The 21,853-nt window shown below is 65.8% G+C and carries 13 protein-coding genes and 2 pseudogenes; 10 read left to right on the top strand and 5 right to left on the bottom strand.

Features of this window, described 5'->3' with window-relative positions:
- Positions 1–257 precede the first annotated feature (257 nt).
- The 3 genes from AC27L4_RS27545 to AC27L4_RS27555 all read left to right on the top strand — a co-directional run bounded on the left by AC27L4_RS27545 (position 258) and on the right by AC27L4_RS27555 (position 2,569).
- Positions 258–1,310 (top strand): aldo/keto reductase, encoded by a 1,053-nt coding sequence (locus tag AC27L4_RS27545; protein WP_487145813.1) that lies wholly within the window; start codon positions 258–260, stop codon positions 1,308–1,310.
- Positions 1,311–1,527: 217 nt separating this feature from the next.
- On the top strand, positions 1,528–2,121 hold the full coding sequence (locus tag AC27L4_RS27550; RefSeq protein WP_487145814.1) for a L,D-transpeptidase: 594 nt from the start codon (positions 1,528–1,530) through the stop codon (positions 2,119–2,121).
- A 73-nt stretch (positions 2,122–2,194) separates the two neighbouring features.
- Positions 2,195–2,569: a hypothetical protein gene (locus AC27L4_RS27555; protein ID WP_487145815.1), complete on the top strand. Its 375-nt coding sequence runs from the start codon at positions 2,195–2,197 to the stop codon at positions 2,567–2,569.
- A gap of 126 nt (positions 2,570–2,695) precedes the next feature.
- On the opposite strand, the gene AC27L4_RS27560 is transcribed toward AC27L4_RS27555, so the two are convergent.
- Positions 2,696–3,070: a gamma-butyrobetaine hydroxylase family protein gene (locus AC27L4_RS27560; protein ID WP_487145816.1), complete on the bottom strand. Its 375-nt coding sequence runs from the start codon at positions 3,068–3,070 to the stop codon at positions 2,696–2,698.
- Between the two features lie 579 nt (positions 3,071–3,649).
- Between AC27L4_RS27560 and moaA the strand changes: the two genes are divergently transcribed.
- The 3 genes from moaA (at position 3,650) to AC27L4_RS27575 (ending at position 6,498) form a co-directional block, all read left to right on the top strand.
- The gene (moaA, locus tag AC27L4_RS27565; RefSeq protein WP_487146062.1) at positions 3,650–4,639 is read left to right on the top strand and encodes a GTP 3',8-cyclase MoaA; all 990 of its coding nucleotides are present in this window, start codon (positions 3,650–3,652) and stop codon (positions 4,637–4,639) included.
- A 129-nt stretch (positions 4,640–4,768) separates the two neighbouring features.
- Positions 4,769–5,653, top strand: a complete 885-nt coding sequence (locus AC27L4_RS27570; protein ID WP_487145817.1) for a DMT family transporter — start codon at positions 4,769–4,771, stop codon at positions 5,651–5,653.
- A 371-nt stretch (positions 5,654–6,024) separates the two neighbouring features.
- Positions 6,025–6,498, top strand: coding sequence for an SRPBCC family protein (locus AC27L4_RS27575; protein ID WP_487145818.1), 474 nt, complete (start codon positions 6,025–6,027; stop codon positions 6,496–6,498).
- A gap of 18 nt (positions 6,499–6,516) precedes the next feature.
- On the opposite strand, the gene AC27L4_RS27580 is transcribed toward AC27L4_RS27575, so the two are convergent.
- Positions 6,517–7,599: a helix-turn-helix domain-containing protein gene (locus tag AC27L4_RS27580; protein ID WP_487145819.1), complete on the bottom strand. Its 1,083-nt coding sequence runs from the start codon at positions 7,597–7,599 to the stop codon at positions 6,517–6,519.
- Between the two features lie 277 nt (positions 7,600–7,876).
- Positions 7,877–8,572, bottom strand: a complete 696-nt coding sequence (locus AC27L4_RS27585; protein ID WP_487145820.1) for a winged helix-turn-helix transcriptional regulator — start codon at positions 8,570–8,572, stop codon at positions 7,877–7,879.
- A 173-nt stretch (positions 8,573–8,745) separates the two neighbouring features.
- Here AC27L4_RS27585 and AC27L4_RS27590 point away from each other — a divergent pair, with 173 nt between their 5' ends.
- The 4 genes and pseudogenes from AC27L4_RS27590 (at position 8,746) to AC27L4_RS27605 (ending at position 14,114) form a co-directional block, all read left to right on the top strand.
- Positions 8,746–9,072, top strand: a complete 327-nt coding sequence (locus AC27L4_RS27590; RefSeq protein ID WP_487145821.1) for a DUF1330 domain-containing protein — start codon at positions 8,746–8,748, stop codon at positions 9,070–9,072.
- A 198-nt stretch (positions 9,073–9,270) separates the two neighbouring features.
- Positions 9,271–12,393: a beta strand repeat-containing protein gene (locus tag AC27L4_RS27595; RefSeq protein WP_487145822.1), complete on the top strand. Its 3,123-nt coding sequence runs from the start codon at positions 9,271–9,273 to the stop codon at positions 12,391–12,393.
- Between the two features lie 135 nt (positions 12,394–12,528).
- On the top strand, positions 12,529–12,756 hold the full coding sequence (locus AC27L4_RS27600; RefSeq protein ID WP_487145823.1) for a hypothetical protein: 228 nt from the start codon (positions 12,529–12,531) through the stop codon (positions 12,754–12,756).
- A gap of 219 nt (positions 12,757–12,975) precedes the next feature.
- Positions 12,976–14,114 (top strand): annotated as a pseudogene (locus AC27L4_RS27605) (IS3 family transposase).
- Positions 14,115–14,175: 61 nt separating this feature from the next.
- On the opposite strand, the pseudogene tnpA reads toward AC27L4_RS27605, so the two are convergent.
- Positions 14,176–14,403: pseudogene (tnpA, locus tag AC27L4_RS27610) on the bottom strand (IS200/IS605 family transposase); the annotation flags it as partial.
- 482 nt (positions 14,404–14,885) lie between these two features.
- Complete coding sequence (locus AC27L4_RS27615) at positions 14,886–21,557, bottom strand: RHS repeat-associated core domain-containing protein (protein ID WP_487145824.1); 6,672 nt, start codon at positions 21,555–21,557, stop codon at positions 14,886–14,888.
- Positions 21,558–21,853 lie beyond the last annotated feature (296 nt).

The raw sequence follows: 21,853 nt of genomic DNA on the forward strand, positions 1-21,853 counted from the left end.
TTGCGAGGAGGGGTAAGGGGTGAGGGTCACGTAGGATAAGGCGCGACCAGTTCTTTACGACCCCCACCCTTTATCCCTCCCCGCAAGGGGAGGGAAGGCACAGACGTCGCACTATTGCCTGAGATTGCCGGTCTCGCCCTGCCCGGCCGGAACATCGGCAGCGTCCCGGCTGTGATGCTTCACGGCGAACCCGCTCTGGACAGCCCGCCGCAAACATCCGACAAATGCGCCATCCAATCGTCTCCACGAGGGCAGCCATGGAATATCGTCAGCTCGGCCGTTCGGGCCTGCGCGTCTCGGTGCTCACGCTCGGCACCATGACCTTCGGCGGCCAGGGGCCGTTCGCCAAGGTCGGCAACACCGATGTCGAAGGCGCCGACCGGCTGATCGGCCAGGCGGCCGAGGCCGGCGTCAACCTGCTCGACACCGCCAACATCTATTCCGACGGTGCTTCGGAAGAGATCATCGGCCAAGTCATGCGCGGGCGCTGGGGCGACATGCTGGTCGCCTCCAAGGCACGGATGCGCTTCGGCACCGGCCCGAACCAGGGCGGCGCCTCGCGCCACAGCCTGATCGCCGAATGCGAGAAGAGCCTGCGCCGCCTGCATCGCGACCATATCGACCTCTACTACGTCCACGAATGGGACGGCGAGACGCCGGTGGAAGAGACGATGGAGGCGCTCGACAACCTCGTGCGCACCGGCAAGGTGCGCTATGTCGGCGCCTCCAACTATTCGGGCTGGCACCTGATGAAGGCCCAGGCCGCCGCCGAGAAGCACGGCTGGCAGCGCTTCGTCAGCCAGCAGATCCATTACACCCTCCAGGCGCGCGAGGCCGAATATGAACTGGTGCCGGTGACGATCGACCAGGGGCTGGGCATCCTGGTGTGGAGCCCGATCGCCGGCGGCCTGCTCACCGGCAAGTACCGCCGCGGCCAGGCCGATCCGGAAGGCTCGCGCCGCTTCAACGGCTGGAGCGAGCCGCCGGTGCGCGACGAGGAGAAGCTCTACGACATCGTCGACGTTCTGGTCGAGATCGGCGCGGCGCGCGGCGTCTCGGCGGCGCAGGTGGCGCTGGCCTGGCTGCTGGGCCGGCCGGGCGTGACCTCGCTGGTGATCGGAGCGCGCAACGAGGCGCAACTCGCCGACAACCTCGCCAGCGCCGACCTGGTGCTGACGGCGGAGGAACGCGGCAAGCTCGACGCCGTCAGCCAGCCTCCCCTGCTCTACCCCTACTGGCACCAGGCGGCGACGGCGAACGATCGCCTGAGCCCGGCGGATCTCGCCTTGCTGCGCCCCTATCTGCCGTAGGCGCAAGCGGTATCATGTCCCGATGCAGGGTCGGCGCGGACTCCGGCGGCTCCCTTCCGTACGGCAATCCGTTTACCGTCGTCGTCCATGCTCGCTTCGGACGCCGGCTCGACTCCGGGGCCGGGATCGTGTTGGATTGGCAACCCCCGCGGCCCGGCGCCGCGGGCTGTGCAGAGGGGCCGGCGGAAATCATCCGCCGCAAGACGGGGCTGATTTGATGCGTCGCATCCCATCCATGATCGCCGCCCTGGCGATCGGCATTTCCACCTTGGCCGCCGCTCCGGCGCAGGCCGCCAGCAGCAACCCGTTCGCGGCCCTGTGGGAAGACCTGACCAGGAGCCTGGGCGGCACGCCGGCCGGCACCTCGCCGGTCCCGCGCGAGGTGGTCACCTACAAGGGCCGCGAGGCGCCAGGGACCATCGTCATCAACTCGCAGGAGCGGCGTCTCTACCTCGTGCTCGGCAAGGGCACGGCCCTGCGCTACGGCGTCGGCGTCGGCCGGCCGGGCTTCGAGTGGAGCGGCGTCAAGTCGATCACCCGCAAGGCCGAGTGGCCGAGCTGGACGCCGCCGAGCCAGATGTTGAAGCGCCGCCCCGACCTGCCGCGCTACATGGCCGGCGGCCCGACCAATCCGCTCGGCGCCCGCGCCCTGTATCTGGGCGGCTCGCTCTATCGCATCCATGGCTCGAACGAGCCCAAGACCATCGGCCAGGCCGTGTCGTCGGGCTGCATCCGCATGACCAACGACGACGTCACCGATCTCTACGAGCGCGTCAAGGTGGGCACCAAGGTGATCGTCACCCGCGGCTGAGCCGCTCGCGCCGGCGGCCGCCGGTAACGGTCCGGTAGGACATCGGGCCTAGACTTGACGGCCGAGGACGGTGATGAGCATCGGCGCCACATCCGGAAGGTCGGCCTACGACCAGATGCAGGCGTGGAGCGCCCGGCGCGCCGCGTCCTATGCCACGTTCCGCAGCCAGACCAGCATCCTGACCGCGACGCTCGGCGGCTATGCCAGCGGCGCCGACACGCTGGGCGCCATGCTGGGCGGCGGGTCGGGTTCGCGGCCCAGCACCTTCATCTCGAACGAGGCGCTGTCGTCCTCGCTCTACGGCAATATCGCCAACCAGATCTCGGCCGAGGAAACGCTGATCGCCCAGGCCGTCTACAAGCGCGTCATGCTGGAACAGTACGACAAGGCGATGAAGCAGCGGAGCCAAATCGATGGCCTGCTGTCGTCGCTCGGCAGCCTGGCGTGAGGGGCCGTCCGACCGGGAGAACCCGGCGGCGGGTTGGCGAAACCGCAAGGCCAAGGCCCCTTCTCCGCCCGGAATGGGCTCAGAGCCCGTTTTGAAACTCTACCGCGGCGGCGATCCGACGGCGCCTCAGCGCTGGCCCGGCCGCTCCCGCGACAGGCCCTTGGCCTGCAAGTCCGCGAGGTACTCCGCCCACCGCCCGTCATGCTGCGCGCCGAGCTCGGCGAGGTAGCTCCAGGTGTAGAGCCCGGTGTTGTGCATGTCGTCGAAGCCGAGGCGCACGGCGTAGTTTCCGACCGGCTCGACCGACAGGATCGTGACGTTGATCTTGCCGCCGACGGTCTTGCGCTCGGCGGCGCTGTGCCCCTGGACCTCTGCGCTGGGCGACATCACCCGCAGATATTCGGCCGTGAGCGCATGCCTCGTGCCGTCGTCGAAGGACACGGTCAGGGTCCGCTTGTTCTCGGACAGACGCAGCTCGGTCGGCCAGGCGGTTGCGGTCACGGGCTCTTCCCTTTCACGGATCTGGTCGCCACTTAAGAAGGACGATCGCGCTGCGCAAGGCATTCGCGACGCCTTCGTGATTTGACGCTCCCCGGCATTGCGCTAGGGTGCGCACGATAGACCGAGCTTATCGTTATGCGCCTGACCGATTTCGAAACCGCATCCCTTCCCGCTGCGATCGGCTCCGCCGATCGCGGGGCGACGATCGGCTCCGCCGATCGCGGGGCGACGATCGGCTCCGCCGATCGCGGGGCGACGATCGGCTCCGCCGATCGCGGGGCGACGATCGGCTCCGCCGATCGCGGGGCGACGATCGGCTCCGCCGATCGCGGGGCGACGATCGGCTCCGCCGATCGCGGGGCGACGATCGGCTCCGCCGATCGCGGGGCGACGATCGGCTCCGCCGATCGCGGGGCGACGATCGGCTCCGCCGATCGCGGGGCGACGATCGGCTCCGCCGATCGCGGGGCGACGATCGGCTCCGCCGATCGCGGGGCGACGATCGGCTCCGCCGATCGCGGGGCGACGATCGGCTCCGCCGATCGCGGGGCGACGATCGGCTCCGCCGATCGCGCCGGGATGATCGATCCGTTCGGGCGGTCGATCGATTATCTGCGCGTTTCGGTGACGGATCGCTGCGATTTCCGCTGCGTCTATTGCATGGCGGAAGACATGACCTTCCTGCCGAAGAGGGATCTGCTCTCGCTCGAGGAGCTCGACCGGCTCTGCAGCGCCTTCATCGCCAAGGGCGTCACCAAGCTGCGGCTCACCGGCGGCGAGCCGCTGGTGCGGCGTGACATCATGACGCTGTTCCGCTCGCTGTCGCGCCATCTCGACAGCGGCCGCCTCAGGGAGCTGACGCTGACCACCAACGGCTCGCAACTCGCACGCTTCGCGACCGAGCTGAAGGCCTGCGGCGTCCAGCGGATCAATGTCTCGCTCGACACGCTCGACCCCAAGGCGTTCAAGGCGATCACGCGCTGGGGCGACCTCGACAAGGTGCTCCAGGGCATCGACGCGGCGCAGGAGGCCGGCCTCGCCGTCAAGATCAACGCCGTGGCGCTCAAGGGCATGACCGACCGCGAGGCGGTCGGCCTCATCGAATGGGCGCATGGCCGGGGCATGGACCTGACATTCATCGAGGTGATGCCGCTCGGCGACGTGTCCGGCCACCGCGTCGACCAGTACCTGCCGCTCTCCGTGCTGCGCGCGCAGCTGCTCGACCGCTTCACGCTGGACGACATCCCCTATTCCACCGGCGGCCCGGCCCGCTATGTCCGTGTCCGCGAGACGGGCGGCCGGCTCGGCTTCATCACGCCGATGACCCACAATTTCTGCGAGAGCTGCAACCGCGTCCGCGTCACCTGCACCGGCACGCTCTACATGTGCCTCGGCCAGGAGGATGCCGCCGACCTGCGCGCGCCCCTGCGGGCCTCCGAGGCCGACGAGACGCTCCATGCCGCGATCGACCGGGCGATCCTGCGCAAGCCCAAGGGGCACGACTTCGTCATCGACCGGCGCACCCGCCAGCCGGCCGTCGGCCGGCACATGAGCGTCACCGGCGGCTGAGAGCCCCTCACCCGCCGCGACCTGCCCCCTGCCATCACGCGAGAATGTGGCCGTCGGCCGCCGCGTCGGCTTGACCGCGGCCGGCCGCTGACGCTACGCAAACGTTTCTCCTCCTGATCGCGTGACCTCATGCCTTCCCCAGCGTCCAACCTGCGCGGCATCCTGGCGATGGTGCTGGCCACGGGGTTCTTCGTCGTCAACGACAGCTTGATGAAGGTGGCCGCCGCGGATCTGCCGCCCTATGCGGTGGTGTTCCTGCGCGGCGCGGCCGCCGCGATCGGCTGCGGGGCCCTGCTGGTCGCGACGGGCCAGTGGCGGCAGGTTCCCGGCGCCCTGCGCGGCACGTCCCTGCTCCGCGGCGCGATCGAGCTGGGCGCGGTGCTGTGCTACATCGTGGCGCTGCATCAGTTGCCGATCGCCGACGTCGTCGCCATCGGCCAGACCGCGCCGCTGATCCTGGTCGGCCTGGTCCGGCTGGCGTTCCGCGAGCGCATCGGCCCGGCCAAGCTCGCGCTGATCCTGCTCGGCTTCGCCGGCGCGATCCTGGTCGCCCAGCCGGGCCTGGACGGCCTGTCGCCGAACGCCCTCCTCGCCTTCGCCGCCGCGGTGCTGGTGGCGCTGCGCGACCTCGCCGGCAAGCGCATCGCCGCCGAGGTGCCGGCCCTGGCGGCGGCCTTCGGCACGATCGTCGTGGTCATGGCCGGCTCGGGCCTCGCCTCGGCGCTGACCGAGGAATGGGTCACGCCCGCCCCCGCCCACCTGGCGATGCTGGCCCTCGCCGGCCTGCTCGTCACCCTCGCCCAGGTGGCGATCCTGATCGCCTACCGCTCCGGCGCGGCAGGCGTGGTGGCGCCGTTCTACTACAGCTTCACGGTATGGGCCCTGGTCTCCGGCTATCTCGTCTGGGGCGACGTGCCGAACCTGACGGCGACCCTCGGCATCGCCCTGATCCTGGCCGGCGGCCTCGCCATCGTCTTCCTCGACCAGTGGCGACTGCGGCAGGGACGGGCATAGCGCGCGTCCCGCCGGCTTGCGCACCGATCGAGGCGGCGCAAGCCGCCCGTCGGGACGCTCTCGCATCGATCGAGGCCAGCGCCGGCCGTGCGAGAGGGGAGCTGCCTTGCGGCCGGCCGACCCGTGCCAGCCGAAACGGCCGAACGACGTCTCGTCGGAGACGGCCTCGCCATGTGCTCCGATCCCCCTCCAACCGCCGATCGGGCGGAAACCCCGGCCGCCGGAGGATCGGGACAGCCGAACCGTCGTTGCGGCTCCATGGGGGGCGGCTTCGTTTCCGGACACTCCGGACTTCGCCCCGGCCCAAGCCGGCCGGCTCCGCATTCGGTACGACCGGCTGGTGAATTCGAAGAAACAACAAGGAGATTGAAATGCACTTTGCAGGAATGATCGCCGCCTTGAGCGCGGCATGCCTGGCGGCATCGGCGGCAGAGGCGGCGTCCGTCTCGGAAAAAGTCGATATCGCCGTGTCGCCCGACAAGGTCTGGGCAGCGATCGGCGATTTCTGCGGCATCGCCTCATGGCTTCCGGCCGTGGCCAAATGCGAGATGGCCGAAGTCGGCGGCAGGAAGGTCCGCACCCTGACCACGGGCGACGGCGCCGTTCTGGTCGAGCCGCTGGAGACATGGGACGCCGCCGGCATGTCCTATACCTATCGCTTCCAGTCCAGCCCGCTGCCGGTCGACAACTACATCTCCACCATCAAGGTGTCGGGCTCGGGCAAGGCGAGCACCGTCGAGTGGTCGTCCACCTTCGATCCCAAGGGCGCGACGGAAGCCGACGCGGTGAAGGTCATCTCCGACATCTACCGATCCGGCCTCGGCAAGCTGAAGAGCGAATTCTAAGCCTCGGCGGACCGGCCGTCACGACGGCAGGGGCCGCGACATCGGACGTCGCGCCCCTGCCTCTCGTCCCGGTCCGCCCGGCGGCCGGTCGCCGCGAAGCGCCTGTCCTTCGAAGGATGCCCGGCCCTTGTCGGCCCCGTCCCTGACCTCGGAAGGCGTCGCGCCGTAGATCCGGCGAAAGGCCCGGATGAAGTAGGACAGGTCGCCGAAGCCGGCGGCGAAGGCCACGGCGGCGATGGCCCGGTCCGGCAGGCCGGGATTGACCAGCATGCGATGGGCACGGGCAAGCCGCTGGCCGAGCACGAACTGCGTCAACGTGCTGCCTTCGCCCTCGAACAGCATCTGCACGTAGCGCGGCGTGACCCGGTGGCGCGCCGCCAGCGTTCCGACCGCCACGTCCCGCTCCCGATCGAGGCGGTCCGAAATATCCGCCTTGATGGCCCGAAGCCGCGCCGCGGGAACGCTGCGCTCGGCGGCCCGCCCGGCCGCGTCCGGCCGCGCGCCGAGGGTCAGGGCGACAAGATCATGGACATGGGCGGTGACGGCGCGGCACAGTTCCGGGCTGGCCAGTGCCTCGTCGCCTCCGATCACCGCCAGGTAGCTCCGGAGCAGCCGCAGCGTGCCGCTGTCGTTCGGCAGCGGCCGCATGATGGCGGCATCGACATCGCCCAGCAGCGGCTTCAGGGCCGCGCGCGGCAGGATCAGGGCGACAACCCTGGCTGCCGATGAAAAGGTGAAGCCGCCGACATCGCCGTTCGACAGCACGACGGCGTCGCCGGAGGCGACGGGAATCTCGCGGTTGCGTTGCAAGAGAACGCCGGCGCCCGTCCTCAGCAGCAGGACCACGTCGTCGTTTCCGTCGGCGACGAGCGCACGCGACCTGCCGACGCGAAACGGCGCATACGTTCCCGTGACGAGGCCGAGGCCGGGCAACAGCCGCATCGTCAGATCGACATGGAAGGGTGCGTCCGGCAGCGCCTCGACATCGAGACGCATCAGGGGCCCGATTTCCTCGCGCCAGACCGCGACCCGGTCGGCCTCGGGCACGCCCCTGGTCGAGAGCGGGATCGTGCCGAAACGGGGTGGTGCATCCAACAGCATCCGACGCTCCTGTCGTGGCTCCCGCCGCCAGGAACCGCGATTGCATCGCGGGCGACGGCTTCCGCAAGCCGATAGGCGTTCGAGGCGGGCCGGCCGCCACAGCCGCCCCGTGAAGTCAAGGACCGGTCAATCACCGCATGGCGTCAGCCGCGCGGGCGCTCGTCCCGTCGCCGCGCCTCACGCGCGGATCGAGAGCATCGGGGGCCTTTTCCCGGAGCCTCGGCGGAGCTTCGCGGAGCCGGAACCGCGTTCCGGTCCGTATCGTTCCGCTCGGGGCCTATGCCGATACGCGCTTTGGCTCGGTCGCAAACGGGCTCAGCCCGAGCCATGTCTGCATGCTGCTCGCGATGTCCCGATCGCCGGTCAGGACGATCTTGCCGCGCTCCTTGGCGACGGTCGTCAGCCCCATCCAGATCGCCGTCATGGTGTGAAGATCGGTGGAGACATAGAGGTCGACATCGAAGCCCGGGTCGGACCAGCACAGATCCACTTCGCCATCGGGCTCGACGACCAGCCACCAGGACCGCTTCGACGCCGGCAGCTCCTGGTACAGGAACTGTATCACCGTGCGCCTGCCGGGGAGCGGGGACGGATCGAGGTTGCGCCGCATGTCCCACATGAGCAATGACGGATCCAGGTTCTTGAGAGACTGCCTGGCCTCGACCCATTTCTGCCCCCAGAAGCCCATCGCCTCGACGACGGCCCGGAGATCCCTGCCGGACTCCGTCATGTGGTATTCGAAGATACCCTTCTGGGACTTGAGCTCCCTGCGCTCGACGATGCCGGAGACTTCGAGTTCCTTCAGCCGCTGGGACAGAAGCGTCGGCGACATCTTGGGAACGCCACGTCGCAGGTCGTTGAACCGCGTGGTTCCCGCCACCAGCTCGCGGAGCAGCACCATGGTCCATCGCGTGCAGAGCAGCTCGGCGGCCATGGCGAGGGGACAGAACTGCTTGTATCCGGGCTGCGCCATTTTCCTGCCCTTTCGTCAAAGCCAAACCTGACGATAGATGATCGGCCCCCGGACAACCAGTACGGAAACTGTACCGGCCAGGTACAGGTCCTGGACTGGCGCGAGCCGGCCTTCTTCTCCCAGGCTGCGGTCAGGTCGCAGGGCGATCCTGTGCCGGACAACGGGAGATCACGATGACAGCCTACCTGATTGCAGACATCAAGGTGACGGACGACAGCTGGGTGCCGGCCTATGCGGCGTCGGTGCATGATCTCGTGCACAAGCATGGCGGCAAGTATCTGTCCCGCAGCGGGAACGTCAGGACACTCGAGGGCGAGCCGCTGGACACCAGCCTCATCGCGATCATGGCCTTTCCGTCGCAGGAAGCCGTCGAGGCCTTCGCCACCGATCCCAGCTACGCGCCCTACGTCGCCGCGCGCCGGGACGGCAGCGAAAGCCGTTTCCAGGTGATCGACGATACCGACCTGGCCGGAACGATCCCCTATCTGCCCAGGGGCTGAACGGTCACGCCGAAGCCGGGCGCGTCGCCCGGCTTCGTTTCAGGCCAGGCCGGGCTTCGCCACCGTCCAAGCCGGCCGGCGCCTGGTCCGGTACATGTCCTCCGCGACTTCGAAGCGCCGAGACATCACCCGAGCGGCAGCGACCGATCAAAGGCGCGGCCGAGGCGCCATGCCCAAACCCAGCCCGAGGACCTCACGATGACCACGACATCCATGACCGGCCATGCCGCCGCCGTCCCGTCCGATGCCTTCGCCGACCTGCCGCAGGCCGCCGCTCCGGCCGACGGCACGCTTGCCGCGCCCCGGGACGACGACGCCGTCGGCACGCTTCCCACCATCCTGGTCATCACCGGCGACGCCGGCGACAACGTCCTCGACGGCAGGGGCGAGACCGTCATCATGGCCGGCCTCGGCGGCAACGACACCTATTTCGTCGACGAGGCGGCCGACGTGGTCGACGAGGCCGTGGGCGAAGGCATCGACCGCGTGCTCACCAGCGTCGACTATGCGCTGAAGGCCGGCCAGGCAATCGAACGGCTCGCGACCGCCGCCATCGCCGGCACCACCCCGATCAACCTCACCGGCAACGAGTTCGCCCAGACGATCGTCGGCAATGCCGGCCACAACGTCATCGATGGCGGTGGCGGCGCCGACGTGATGCGCGGCCTCGGCGGCGACGACACCTACATCGTCGACGACGCGGGCGACCAGGTGTTCGAGGCGGCGGGCGGCGGCATCGACCAGGTGGCGGCCGGCGTCAGCTACGGGCTGAAAGCCGGCCAGGCGATCGAAGCCATGTCGGCCTTCGTCGGCTTCGCCGCGATCAACCTGACCGGCAACGAGTTCTCCCAGACGATATTCGGGAACGAGGGCGACAACGTCATCGACGGCAAGGGCGCGGCCGACACCATGGCCGGCTTCGGCGGCAACGACTTCTATTTCGTCGACAACGCCGCGGACGTGGTGCTCGAGGCGGCCGGGGGCGGCACCATCGACCAGGTGCTGACCAGCGTCAGCTATGTGCTCGGCGCCGGCCAGGAGATCGAGGTGCTCGCCACCGACGACATCTCCAGCACCGCCGCGCTCCGGCTCAGCGGCAACGCGCTCGCCCAGCAGATCGTCGGCAACAACGGCGCCAACACCATCGACGGCAAGGGCGGCGCCGACATGATGATCGGCAACGGCGGCGACGACACCTACATCGTCAACGATGCCGGCGCCCAGGCGTTCGAGCTCGACGGCGAGGGCAGCGACCGGGTGCTGACCGGCGTCGACTATGCCCTCGGCGCCGGCCAGTCGATCGAGCTGCTCGCCACCACCGACGATTCCGGCACCGCCGCGATCAGGCTCACCGGCAACGACCTGGCCCAGACCATCGTCGGCAACGCCGGCAACAATGTCATCGACGGCGGCGGCGGCGCCGACATCATGCGAGGGGGCGACGGCAGCGACCGCTACCTCGTCGACAATGCCGGCGACCGGGTGATCGAGGCGCCGCGCGGCGCCGTCGACCTTCTGTCCACCGACGCGGTGCTGACCAGCGTCAGCTACGCGCTGGCGGCCGGCCAATCGATCGAAGTCCTGGCGGCGGCCGACGCTGCCGGCACCGAGGCGCTGCGCCTCACCGGCAACGCGTTCGCCCAGTTCCTTTCCGGCAATGCCGGCGACAACACCCTGAACGGCGGCGGCGGGGCCGACGTCATGGCCGGCGGCGACGGCAACGACACCTATATCGTCGACAATGCCGGCGACACCATCTTCGAACGCACCGGCACCGACCGGGTGGTGGCGAGAGTCAGCTACGGGCTCGGCGACGGCCAGGAGATCGAGCTGCTCACCACGAGCAGCAGCACGGGCACCGCCGCGATCAACCTGACCGGCAACGAATTCGCCCAGACGATCATCGGCAATGCCGGCGCCAACATCCTCGACGGCAAGGGCGGCGCCGACGTCCTCAGAGGCCTCGGCGGCAACGACACCTATGTCGTCGACGATCGGTTCGACCTGATCGACGAGGCGGCCGGCGGCGGCACCGACACGGTGTCGACGAGCGTCGACTACACGCTCGGCGCCGGCCAGGAAATCGAGCGGCTCGCAACCGCCGACGCCGCCGGCCACGCCGGGCTTCTGCTGACCGGCAACGAATTCGCCCAGACGATCGTCGGCAATGCCGGCGCCAACATCCTCGACGGCAAGGGCGGCGCCGACACCCTGTCCGGCCTCGGCGGCAATGACGGCTATTTCGTCGACAACGCCGCCGACGTGGTCAACGAGGCGGCGGGCGGCGGCGTCGACGAAGTCACCACCACCGTCAGCTACGCGCTGAAAGCCGGCCAGGAGATCGAAGTCATGCGGGCCCTGGATGGCTCGCCCGCCCTCCCCCCGGCCATCGTCAGCCTGACCGGCAACGAGTTCGGCCAGGTGATGCTCGGCAACGACGCCGGCAGTGTCATCGACGGCAAGGGCGGCGCCGATGCCATGGTCGGGCACCGCGGCGACGACACCTATCTGGTCGACAATGCCGGCGACAGCGTGTTCGAGAATGCAGGCGAAGGGACGGACCGGGTGCTGACCAGCGTCAGCTATGCGTTGGGGGCAGGCCAGTCGATCGAGGCCTTCGCCACCACCGACAGCACCGGCACCGCCGCCATCCGTCTCACCGGCAACGGAGCGTCGCAGACGATCACCGGCAACGCCGGCGCCAACGTCATCGACGGCCTTGGCGGCGCTGACACCATGCGCGGACTCGGCGGCGACGACACCTATATCGTCGACAATGCCGGCGACCTGGTCGGCGAGGCCGCGAACGCCGGCGCCGATCGGGTGCTGACCAGCGTCAGCTATGCGCTGAGTTTCGGCCAGTCGATCGAATTGCTCGCCACCACCGACAGCGCCGGCGCGATCGATCTCACCGGCAACGCCTTCGCCCAGACGATCGTCGGCAACGCCGGCAGCAACGTCATCGCCGGAGGAGGCGGCAACGACACGCTCACCGGTTTGGGCGGATCGGATACCTTCGTCTTCGACACGGCCGTGAATGGCGCGACCAATGTCGACCGGATCAGCGACTTCAGCGTGACCGACGACTCGATCGGCCTGGAGGCGTCGATCTTCACCGCGCTGACGACGGCCGGCGTCCTGTCCGCCGGCGCGTTCTTCACCGGACCCGCGGCTCACGACGCCGACGACCGCATCATCTACAATGCCGCGACCGGGACGCTCAGCTACGATGCCGACGGCACCGGCGCCACGGCCGCAATCCGGTTCGCGACGGTCGAGACGGGGCTGGCGCTGACCCATCTCGACTTCCTCGTCCTTTGACGTGCAGGGGGCGGCGCCGCGCCGCCCTCCGAGAATCGCCCCCCGGGAGCCGCCGCCACGACCTCCGCCGCACCGGGGCACTTCCGCGATCGCTTCTCACCGGCCGGCGCCAAGGACGACAGCCGGGACGCCGAGGTGCTGGGTTCGGTCGAAGAGGTTGCACATGAACGCATCGTCGATATCCTGGCCAAGGATCTGCGCCATACCGGCGTGTTTCACATCGGCCGAGCCGAAGCCCACGACCACGTGTTCTCGCGGGTGCTGCACCTAATCAAGAATCCGGAGACGCGGCAGTTGCCGGCGCGCCAGGGGAAGAGGACGGCGCCGGCGCGATCCGGCAGGAGCCGAGGAGCCGTCGGTTGAGGAGCACCGGCGGCGTCAGTCGATTTTCCCTTCAGCAAGAGCACGCGGTCCTTCAAAGAGAATGAAACGCTTGCCAGCCACGAGCCATTCATGAGGAGCATTTGGAGCCAAGAAGCGAGCCGTCCCAAATTGACAGAGCCGGCTCGGGAAATTTGGACAGGCCAGATAAGTGGAGTTCGGCCCTGGACGTGGCATAAGATGCCAAGGGCAGGAGCGATGATGACGAGACGAGCACGCCGCAACCATACGCCGGCGTTCAAGGCGAAAGTCGCCTTGGCGGCGATCAAGGGTGACAAGACGCTGAACGAGCTGGCCCAGCAGTTCGACGTTCACGCCGACCAGATCGCGCAATGGAAGGCCCAGCTTCTTGAAGGGGCTACCGGGGTATTCGGCGGGAGCGGCACGGTCGCGCCTGCTTCGCCCGCCGTTGATGTGAAGACGCTCCATGCCAAGATCGGGGAGCTGACGCTGGACAATGATTTTTTGGAAGGAGCGCTCACCAAGGCCGGCCTGCTGAGCGCAAGGAAATGATCGACCGCAAGCACGCTCTGCCGATCGGCCGCCAAGCCAAGGCTTTGGGGCTCAGCCGGAGCAGTGTCTACCATCTGCCCCGGCCGGTTCCACCGGGCGATCTTGCTCTGATGCGGCGGCTCGACGCGTTGCATCTTGAGTATCCCTTCGCCGGTTCTCGCATGCTGCAAGGTCTTTTGGCTGCCGATGGATTAAGAGCGGGGCGCCTTCACGTCTCGACGTTGATGAAGCGGATGGGGATTGAAGCGATCGACCGGCGGCCAAACACCTCGAAGCCGGCAGAAGGACACAAGATCTATCCCTATCTCTTGCGCAAGCTACCTGTGACCCGGCCGAACCAGGTCTGGGCGATGGACATCACCTATATCCCGATGCGCCGGGGCTTTGTCTACCTGGCGGCCGTGGTGGACTGGTTCAGCCGCCGCGTCCTGTCCTGGCGGCTCTCGATGACGATGCAGGCGGACTTCTGTATCGAGGCGGTCGAGGAAGCTCTGGCGCGCCATGGCAAGCCGGACATCTTCAAGACCGATCAGGGCAGCCAGTTCACCAGCGAGGCCTTCACCAGCCTGCTGATCGAAAATGGCGTCAGGATCAGCATGGATGGCAAGGGCGCCTGGCGCGATAACGTCTTTGTCGAACGGATCTGGAAGTCGGTCAAATACGAGGAAGTCTATCTGCACGCCTACGACACCGTGCCTGACGCCCGCGCCTCGATCGGCCGATACCTGACCTTCGACAATACCCGCTGACCCCATTCGAGCCTTGACCGGAAGACACCTGATCAGGCCTACTTCAACAAGCCAACCCCAATCCCGGCGGCGGCATAATACGGGCCGAAACCCACTTATCCGGCAGCTTCAGCTGTCCAAACAAACCGAGCCGGCTCTCCCGAGACACCGACAATTGCGGGGGAATACCGATCAGCATGTGCACATGATCGCGATTGATCGCCCCCGCGTAGACCGTCAACTCATGGCTGCGCGATATCTCGCGCAGCAATTCACGACAGCGCTGCCCTACATCCCCGCCCAGCACCGGGTAACGATACTTCGTCACCCACACCAGATAGTATTTGCAGTCCCAAACCGTATGGCTACCGCTCTTATAATCCTTCATAAAACTACGGTAGCATCACATTCCCGCCGCCTGAAGGCGGGGGGTTTACCGATCCCCAAAGGGGGACTCTAAAGCAAAACAATACACCTGACAATTCTTACCACATATCATGCGACTCTAATATTTTAACCACATATATGTTATTTAATCTCAAAAGTTGAGCAGATTCTGCACGGAAATTATTTGGGTCCAATTTTTGATCTAAACGATTTGGCATTGGCTTTATTTCAGAATATATAATAATTAATCCCCAATATGGAAATCCGTCCATATGCCATTCATCAAAACCTTTCACCAAGGCGGACGCTGAGGGCTTTCCAAGCTTTTCGTAAATCTCCTGAGCCGTACGGCCGCGCAGGGAAGGGTCCATCCATTGCTGTGGCACTCCATAGTACCTCCAAAAGATACAGAATCCGAATCCCAGAACAGCCAGAATCAAGATCAAGTACAGGCCATTTCGTAAATGAGCGCTCACCACGCACCTATTCTCCGAAACCCAGTATTCTCCGAAACCCTGGGGGACCGTAGGGAGGAACCGCCATATGACCGCTATTCAAATAATTCACAGTGAATGTTCCCGCGCCAATAGCTCCAAACTCCCCGGGAGGCAGGGGGTCTTGCCCAGAAATTTGAACTCGTCCCGTATAGATAGCGGCATGTCCGGTAGCACGCAAGAACTCCCCCGGCCATGCTACCACATCACCAAGCGCTGCCTGCCTTTCGGACACGATCTGAGTTCCCGGCAGGTCCTCGCTCGCGAGGGCCCCCGCCGTAGCCGGAGTGCGACTACGTCCCAATGCATCCGCAATGTAGCTCCCCAGAAAACTCTCCACGAGAGGAATCCTTTCCGGAAAAAATGAACCTGCGCCAACCACATAAGCCTCGCTGACAAACAAGTTGCACTTGTTCGCCCCCGCAAGAAACCTTCCGTTCTCAACAGAGACCGCATATTCCGTACTACCGAGCCTTGATACCGCCCACTTGAAAGCCTCAATATTATCTGTATTCGGCAGATCTAATGTAATACCGTCGGGAATTGCCACATTTATCAGAGAATTCATCTGAAAAAAATCACGATTCATCGATATAATCTGATTGGTGCTTATATTTGTTTCCCATGAAATGCTTTCTAGGGTGTCATTCATGCTGGTCGTAAAGATTTGACTGTCAAAATCGAAAAATAAATGCCCGCTCGGGTCCACCACATTGATCGGGTTGTTCACCGCATAGGCGTAGCGGTTGGTGCCGACGCCGCCCTGGGTCGGGTCCCACCAGTCGGGCGAGACGAAGCGCGCGACCTTCGGGTCGTAGTAGCGGGCGTTGAGGTAGAGCAGCCCGGTCTCGTCCTGGCGCTCGCCGATGAAGGCCTTGTCCTCCCGCGTGCTGCCGCTGGCCGAAGCCGGCGTGCCGCGCTGGAAGCCGTAGGGAGCGTAGCTCACGCTGCTGACCAGCAGCCCGCCCGCGTTGCCGACGATGGTGCGGATCGACCCGAGGTGATCCTTGAACAGGATATAGGTCTGCTGCGCCTTGCCCGGCACGGTCTCCCGCTTCGTGTCCGACGTCGGGTAGCTGACCCAGGTCGGCGCGGTCGGCACGCAGGCGTCGGTCGAGGCCGCGTAGGTGACGCGTTCGTCGCCGAACACGGTGAGCGTCGTCTCCATCGGCAGCGGGCTGGGCGCGGTCGTGCAGCCGCGTGGCGCCGCCTTGACCATCTTCTTCAGCCGCGAGCCGTCCGGGCCGTAGACGAAGGTGGTGGCGGCCCCGGTCGCGGTGATCGCGGTCGGCCGGTTCTCGGCGTCCCAGGCATAGGTGCGGTTGTAGCCGCTGGTCAGGTTGCCGTTGGCGTCATAGGCGAAGTTGAAGGTGAGGCCGCCCGCCACGATCCTGGACACCGCGTGCGGGCCGCCGCCGTTCGTCCCGTCATAGCTGTAGGCGCCGACGCCGGTCTTCGACAGGAGGTTGCCGGCCGTGCTGTAGGTGAACGTCTCGTTGTAGGTGTTGTTGCCGGCGTTGCTCGCCTGCAGCAACTGGTCGAGCTCGTCATAGGCGTAGGTCCAGGCTTCCTCCTGCGCGGCGCTGGTGACGGCGTCGATCCGTCCGGTCTTGGCACGGGTGTAGCCCAGCGACAGGCGGGTGGTGGCGCTCGACACATGCTTCAGCGTCGCCAGCCAGCCGCGGGTCGCATGATAGGTCGCGGTGCTGGTGCCGACGACCGTGCCGGCCTCGTTGGCGTAGGACGTCACCAGCGGCTGGCCGGAGGCGTCGTAGGTGATCGAGCCGATCAGCCCCGGCACCTTGGCCAGGCGCCCGGCCGCGTCGTATTCCAGCGGCGCGGCCGCCGTGCCGACCGTCGAGCCGTCCGGCAGGCCGCGCCAGAGCACGCGCGAGCCACGGTCATAGGCCGTCGTCGTCTCGTAGGTCTGGCCGTCGACCGTGAGCTGCTTCTTTACCTCGCGTCCGAGCTTGTCGAAATCGGAGGTGATGGTCGCCGTCGCCAGATCTCTGAGAGTCGTGAGATGGCCCTTGTTGGCATAGGCCCCTCTTACCTCGTCATAGATGTAGGTGACGACGCTCTGCGCCGGCTTGCCCGCTTCGACGGTCTTGCTGACGACGCGGTTGAGATCGTCATAGTCGAAGGCGATCGTCTGGGCCTTGGCGTCCGTCTGCAGCGTGAGGTTGTCCGCGTTGTCGTACACGAACGCCCAGGTGCCGAGGTCCGGATCCTCGACTTTTGTACGCCGCCCCAGCGTGTCGAAGGTGTTGCGCCAGACGGCGCCGCCCGGGTCGGTCAGCTTGGTCAACTGGCCGAGACGGTCGTAGGTCATGGTGTGGTTGACCTCGGCGCCGGCGACGAGCCGGGTCTGGCGCACCGTTCGGCCGTAGGCGTCGGTGTGCGTGACGAGCGGGCGGAGAAGCTCGTCCGTCGCCGTCGTCTTCACGAAGCCGTCGATGCTCGACAAGGTCGAAGCGGCATAGACCAGCGTCGACCGGCTCGGCGAGGACGGGGTGTCGTCCGGGTTGATGGTCAGCACCGGCCGGTCGAGCGTGTCGTACTCGGTCGTGGCGTAGGCTTCGGCGTCGCCGAGATAGAACGGCCGGCTCTTGCGCCAGACCTCGCCGCGGACATTGTAGTCGGTCAGCGTCACGATTTCGGCCGGCGTCGCCCGGCTCACCGTCTTGTAGGTGCGCCCGAAGCCGTCGAGATAGGTCTTGGTGTAGATCTCCGTCGTGCCAGACGAGCCCGGCGTGCGCACGTCGACGAACTGCGTCTTCGGGTTGCCGAGGTTGGTGTAGGCGGTCTTCTCGAAGGCCGTCAGCGGCAGGTCCTTGCGGGTCAGCCGGCAGAGCGCGTCATAGGTGAATGTCGTCACCTGCCCGTTGATGTCGGTGCTGTTCAGCGGCTTCTGGCATTTGGTGCCCGGATCCGACGAGGCGTCACTGTAGACGAGGCTTGTCGTCTGCAGCAGCGGGTTGGTGACCGTGACCGGCAGGAGGTGGTAGGTGGCATCATAAGTCGTCACCGTGCGCTTGCCACGCGCATCGATGGTGTCCGTCTTGTTGCCGTAGCCGTCATACTCGGCCTTGGCGGTGGTGACCCACTTCTGGGTGGGGGCGTCGATGTCGAGCTTGCGGTCGGTCCGGGTCAGATTGCCGCGGTCGGGCGGCGTCGTGTAGGTCGATTTGCCGTCGTAGAAATACAGCGCATCCGCGATCCTCGACTGTGCGGTTTCGGTTTCGCCGGCATACACGTGGATACGATAGGGCAGTGAGACGATGTAATCGGTGGTGTTGGCGGCGCGCTCGGTCTTGGTCAGCCGCTCGTCGCCCGTCTGGTCGGCATCACCATACTCGATGAGCGTCTTGACGTTGCCGTAATCGTCGAACGTGCGCGCGACCTTGCTGCGCCGCACGATCGCGCCAAACAGCACCTGCTTCTCGCTCTCGGTGTTGGAGGCGGTGTAGGGCAACGTCGGGGCGCCGTTCGCGTCCGTCTTCGAGGTCCAGGTCTCCAGCCGGATCGCCAGCGGCGTGGCGGCGGCGGCATTGGTGGTCTCCTCCAGCTTCTCCAGCTTGCCGGCCGAGGCCAGGTCTTGGCTGAATGTGTAGATCTTGCGCGGGCAAACCGTCTCGCCAATATTGCAGGGCAGCTCCACGGTTGCCTTACGGTATCCGAGGAATCTCCGTTCGGCCGCGTCGTAGAAACCGCCTTCGAATGTGTAGCTGCTGGTGGCGGCGGATTGCACCAGACCGCGCCCGTCATCCCGCGTTACGGTCCTGATCTCCTGCAGGATGCCCGGCATCGGGCCATGCCTGATCCCAATTTCATTTGTCGTCCCGGGCTTCCACAAAGTTCCTGACGATGGACCATAGGTCACGGTGGTGGCGCCGCCGAGCCCCCCCCGCACCGACGTCATGAGATCGGGGAATGCCGTGGTCGCGTGAATGTAGTACCCATTCGTCCTGAAGCTGTCTCCTTCGGTCGGCAAGATGTCATCACGGCCGTCACCGTTGAGATCGACGAGCCCGTAGGCCGCCTTTGCGAGAAGCGCCCTTTCGAATCCGACATACTGTCCCGGCCCGGCGGCACGCAACCCGCCGAGCGAATGCAGCAGGGTGGCGCTCCCCCTCGTGTTGTTCACCACGACGTCCGACCGCCCGTCGCCGTCGACATCGCCGACGATCATCGACGAGGCGCAGGCGTATTGAGTTTGATCATTGGCAACGGCAGCCGCCACCCCCTCGACCCAGATTTGATAAACGAATCCTCCTCCGGTGGAGAGAAGCACTCCGACGTTGGCGGTCTTGTTGGTAGCGCCGGCCTCCAGCAGCACAAAATCCATGCGGCCGTCACCATTGACGTCGGCGGGACGGACATTGGCCTGACCGTAAGTCTCACCGTCGCACTTGTCCAATTTCGGCAAATACTTTCCGGGGAAGCAAGCAATCTTCTGGCTCGTGAAACCACTGCCAGTCGATAGCGCATAGTTCACCTGGATCTGGTCCCCCGTCCCCGGGCACTGCGTGCCGCTTGCCGCGTTCACCTCGACCAGGTCGGTCAGGCCGTCACCATTGATGTCGGCAAGCGCCTGCCGTCCCGTTACAGTGACAGTCGTCTGGAACGGGAACTCGAAGCCCTCCTCCACGCCCTCAGCATTCTTCCGCAGCCCGAACATACGGCCGTCAGACCACAGGATGTCCTGTCGGTTGTCGCCGTCGACATTCAACAAGCCGTGAATCTGACGAGTGCTCTGGGCCTCGGCAATACGCTTGATATTACCAACAGTCCTGTTGTCGAATGCATAAGCAGAGCTTGGATTCAACCAGAGTTCAATTGCGAATTTATACCCTCCTATGAGATTGGTTCTGCCATCTCCATCCATATCCCCAAGCAATGGAAAAGAAAATGCGAGCTTATCTTTACAACTTATAAAATATTCATCGTCTGTCGGAAGACGCGGAGCGCCATTGGGTTGAGTTTGATAGACGAATTTGTATCCGCAATAGACGTTTGCATCATTCTTGTCGAGAGCCACGCCATCAATCAATTGATCGCCATTGAGGTCCCCAAGCATCCTTTTTGGCAGGTAAAGTGGCGACCTTTCCTCAACGGCATCGAACTTTGGTCCAGTCGGTGACGATATCAGCGCGGGTGTTCCCTGATAGGCGAAAGTCGCCGCCGGCAAGGACGTGCCGCCGCTGACATGACCGCTGGCGTTGATGGTGGCGTCATTGCCATAGGTGGTCACACTTGTCAGGCGCGAGAGACCCGTGGCCGGACTTACGTCATAGGACAGGCCATAGGCTCGGACCATCTTGCCACTGGTCTGGATGCCGATGGCGGTCAAGCGCCGGTCGAGCGTCGCCAACATCGGCGAAAGCTGCGTCGTGGGGAAGCCGGCCGGCGGCGCCGCCCCGGTCGCCAGCGTCATCCGCGCCGCCTCGGGGGCCTGCTCGTGGTAGAAGGTGATGACCGTGCCGTTGTAGCTGATGCTCCGCGGCCAGCACACGGGCAACGCGGTGCATTTGCGCTCGCTTTCGGTGCCGCTGCCGCCGTTGTCGTAATCGTAAGTAACCACGTTGCCGTGCACGTCGGCCACGCTGGCCACGAGCCAGCGCGTCACCGTCCCCAGAACCTGCAGATCGGCATTCGGGTCGAGCGTTCCCCACGTCGATACGGGCTTGTAGGTCGCGACCGCGCCGTCGCGCCGTGTCACGGTCCAGGCGGTGCCGGCGCGCCTGATCCGCAGGTAGCTCTCGACGCGGGTGACATAGTAGTTGACGCCGGCCGCCGGCGTTCCGCACGCCGCGCTGACCGGCGCCGAAAGCGCCGAGCACAGCACCAGTTCCTGCCCATCCAAGGCGAACGTGTCGCTCGCCGTGAAGCGCGGCGAACCGCCTCCGTGCGTGATACGCGTGATTTCCGACAGGCCGGCCATGCGAAAGCCGGCGCCGACAAAGCCGGCCATGTAGCCGCCTGCCCGTCCACCGGCCAGCGAATCATATGCCAGCGCCAGATTCGGCTCCAGGCCCCGGAAACCAGGGACTTTGATGGGCACGTTTTGCGAGAATGAGCCCGTATTTGAGGCCGCATCGTCCTTGTTCGGAATGCCGCTGAGCTCGCTTGTCTGGCTGGTCGGGTCCTCTTCGCCGGGGGTCGTGGCGGCCGCCGCCGGCGGAACTCCCTGGGGCGCCTCCTCGTCACCGGTCGCTGAGCCCGTTTTGCCCGAGGCCTCCACCGGCTTGGCCGTGTCGTCAGTGGCCGCGTCCTGCTTCGGCACCGCGCCGTCCGTGACCGCGGCGGGCGCCTTGCCGGTATCGGCCGTCGGGGAAGGGGTAGACGTTGCCCCAGGCACCTGCCCCTGCGCGCCTCCAGGCTCCCGCCTGGTCGGGTCGGAAACCGGCACGGGCGGCGCTCCTGCGCCGGGTGTCACGACGATCGGGGCGATGTTGATACGGGCATCGCCACCGGCCGGCTGCAGCGTCTCGCTGTTGGCGGCATGAGGCAAAAGCGAGAAAGCCGCCAAGAGCGCGGCAGCCAGGATGACCGCAATCCTCGTTCTGGCGGCACCACTGCTTAAACCGGCCAGCACTTGGCCTTTGGCATTCGACACGACAACGGATTCAGCTCCGCGACCCGACCGGTCGAAGATCATATGCAGCCCCTGCATTCCCGACGCGCAGCCCCGCGCGCCATGGCCATCAGGATGGGATGAATTATGCCGGAAAGGCAAGAAGAATTATCGATAGTCTAAATCATACTAATAAGTGACAATCCGACAACAACCTTACGGTAGAAATGGCATAAATTAAAACTTTGGATAAATGCTACACATATCCCTATGGAAGATAAATTCTCGACGAGAGAGAGCTCGTGGGGCGCTCCAGGGGGACAGCCGGCGATTTGCACACCGCCCATGGAGACGGCCTGAGTTGGCCCGGCGCAATCGTC

This window comes from Labrys sp. Lb11 (assembly GCF_057554225.1).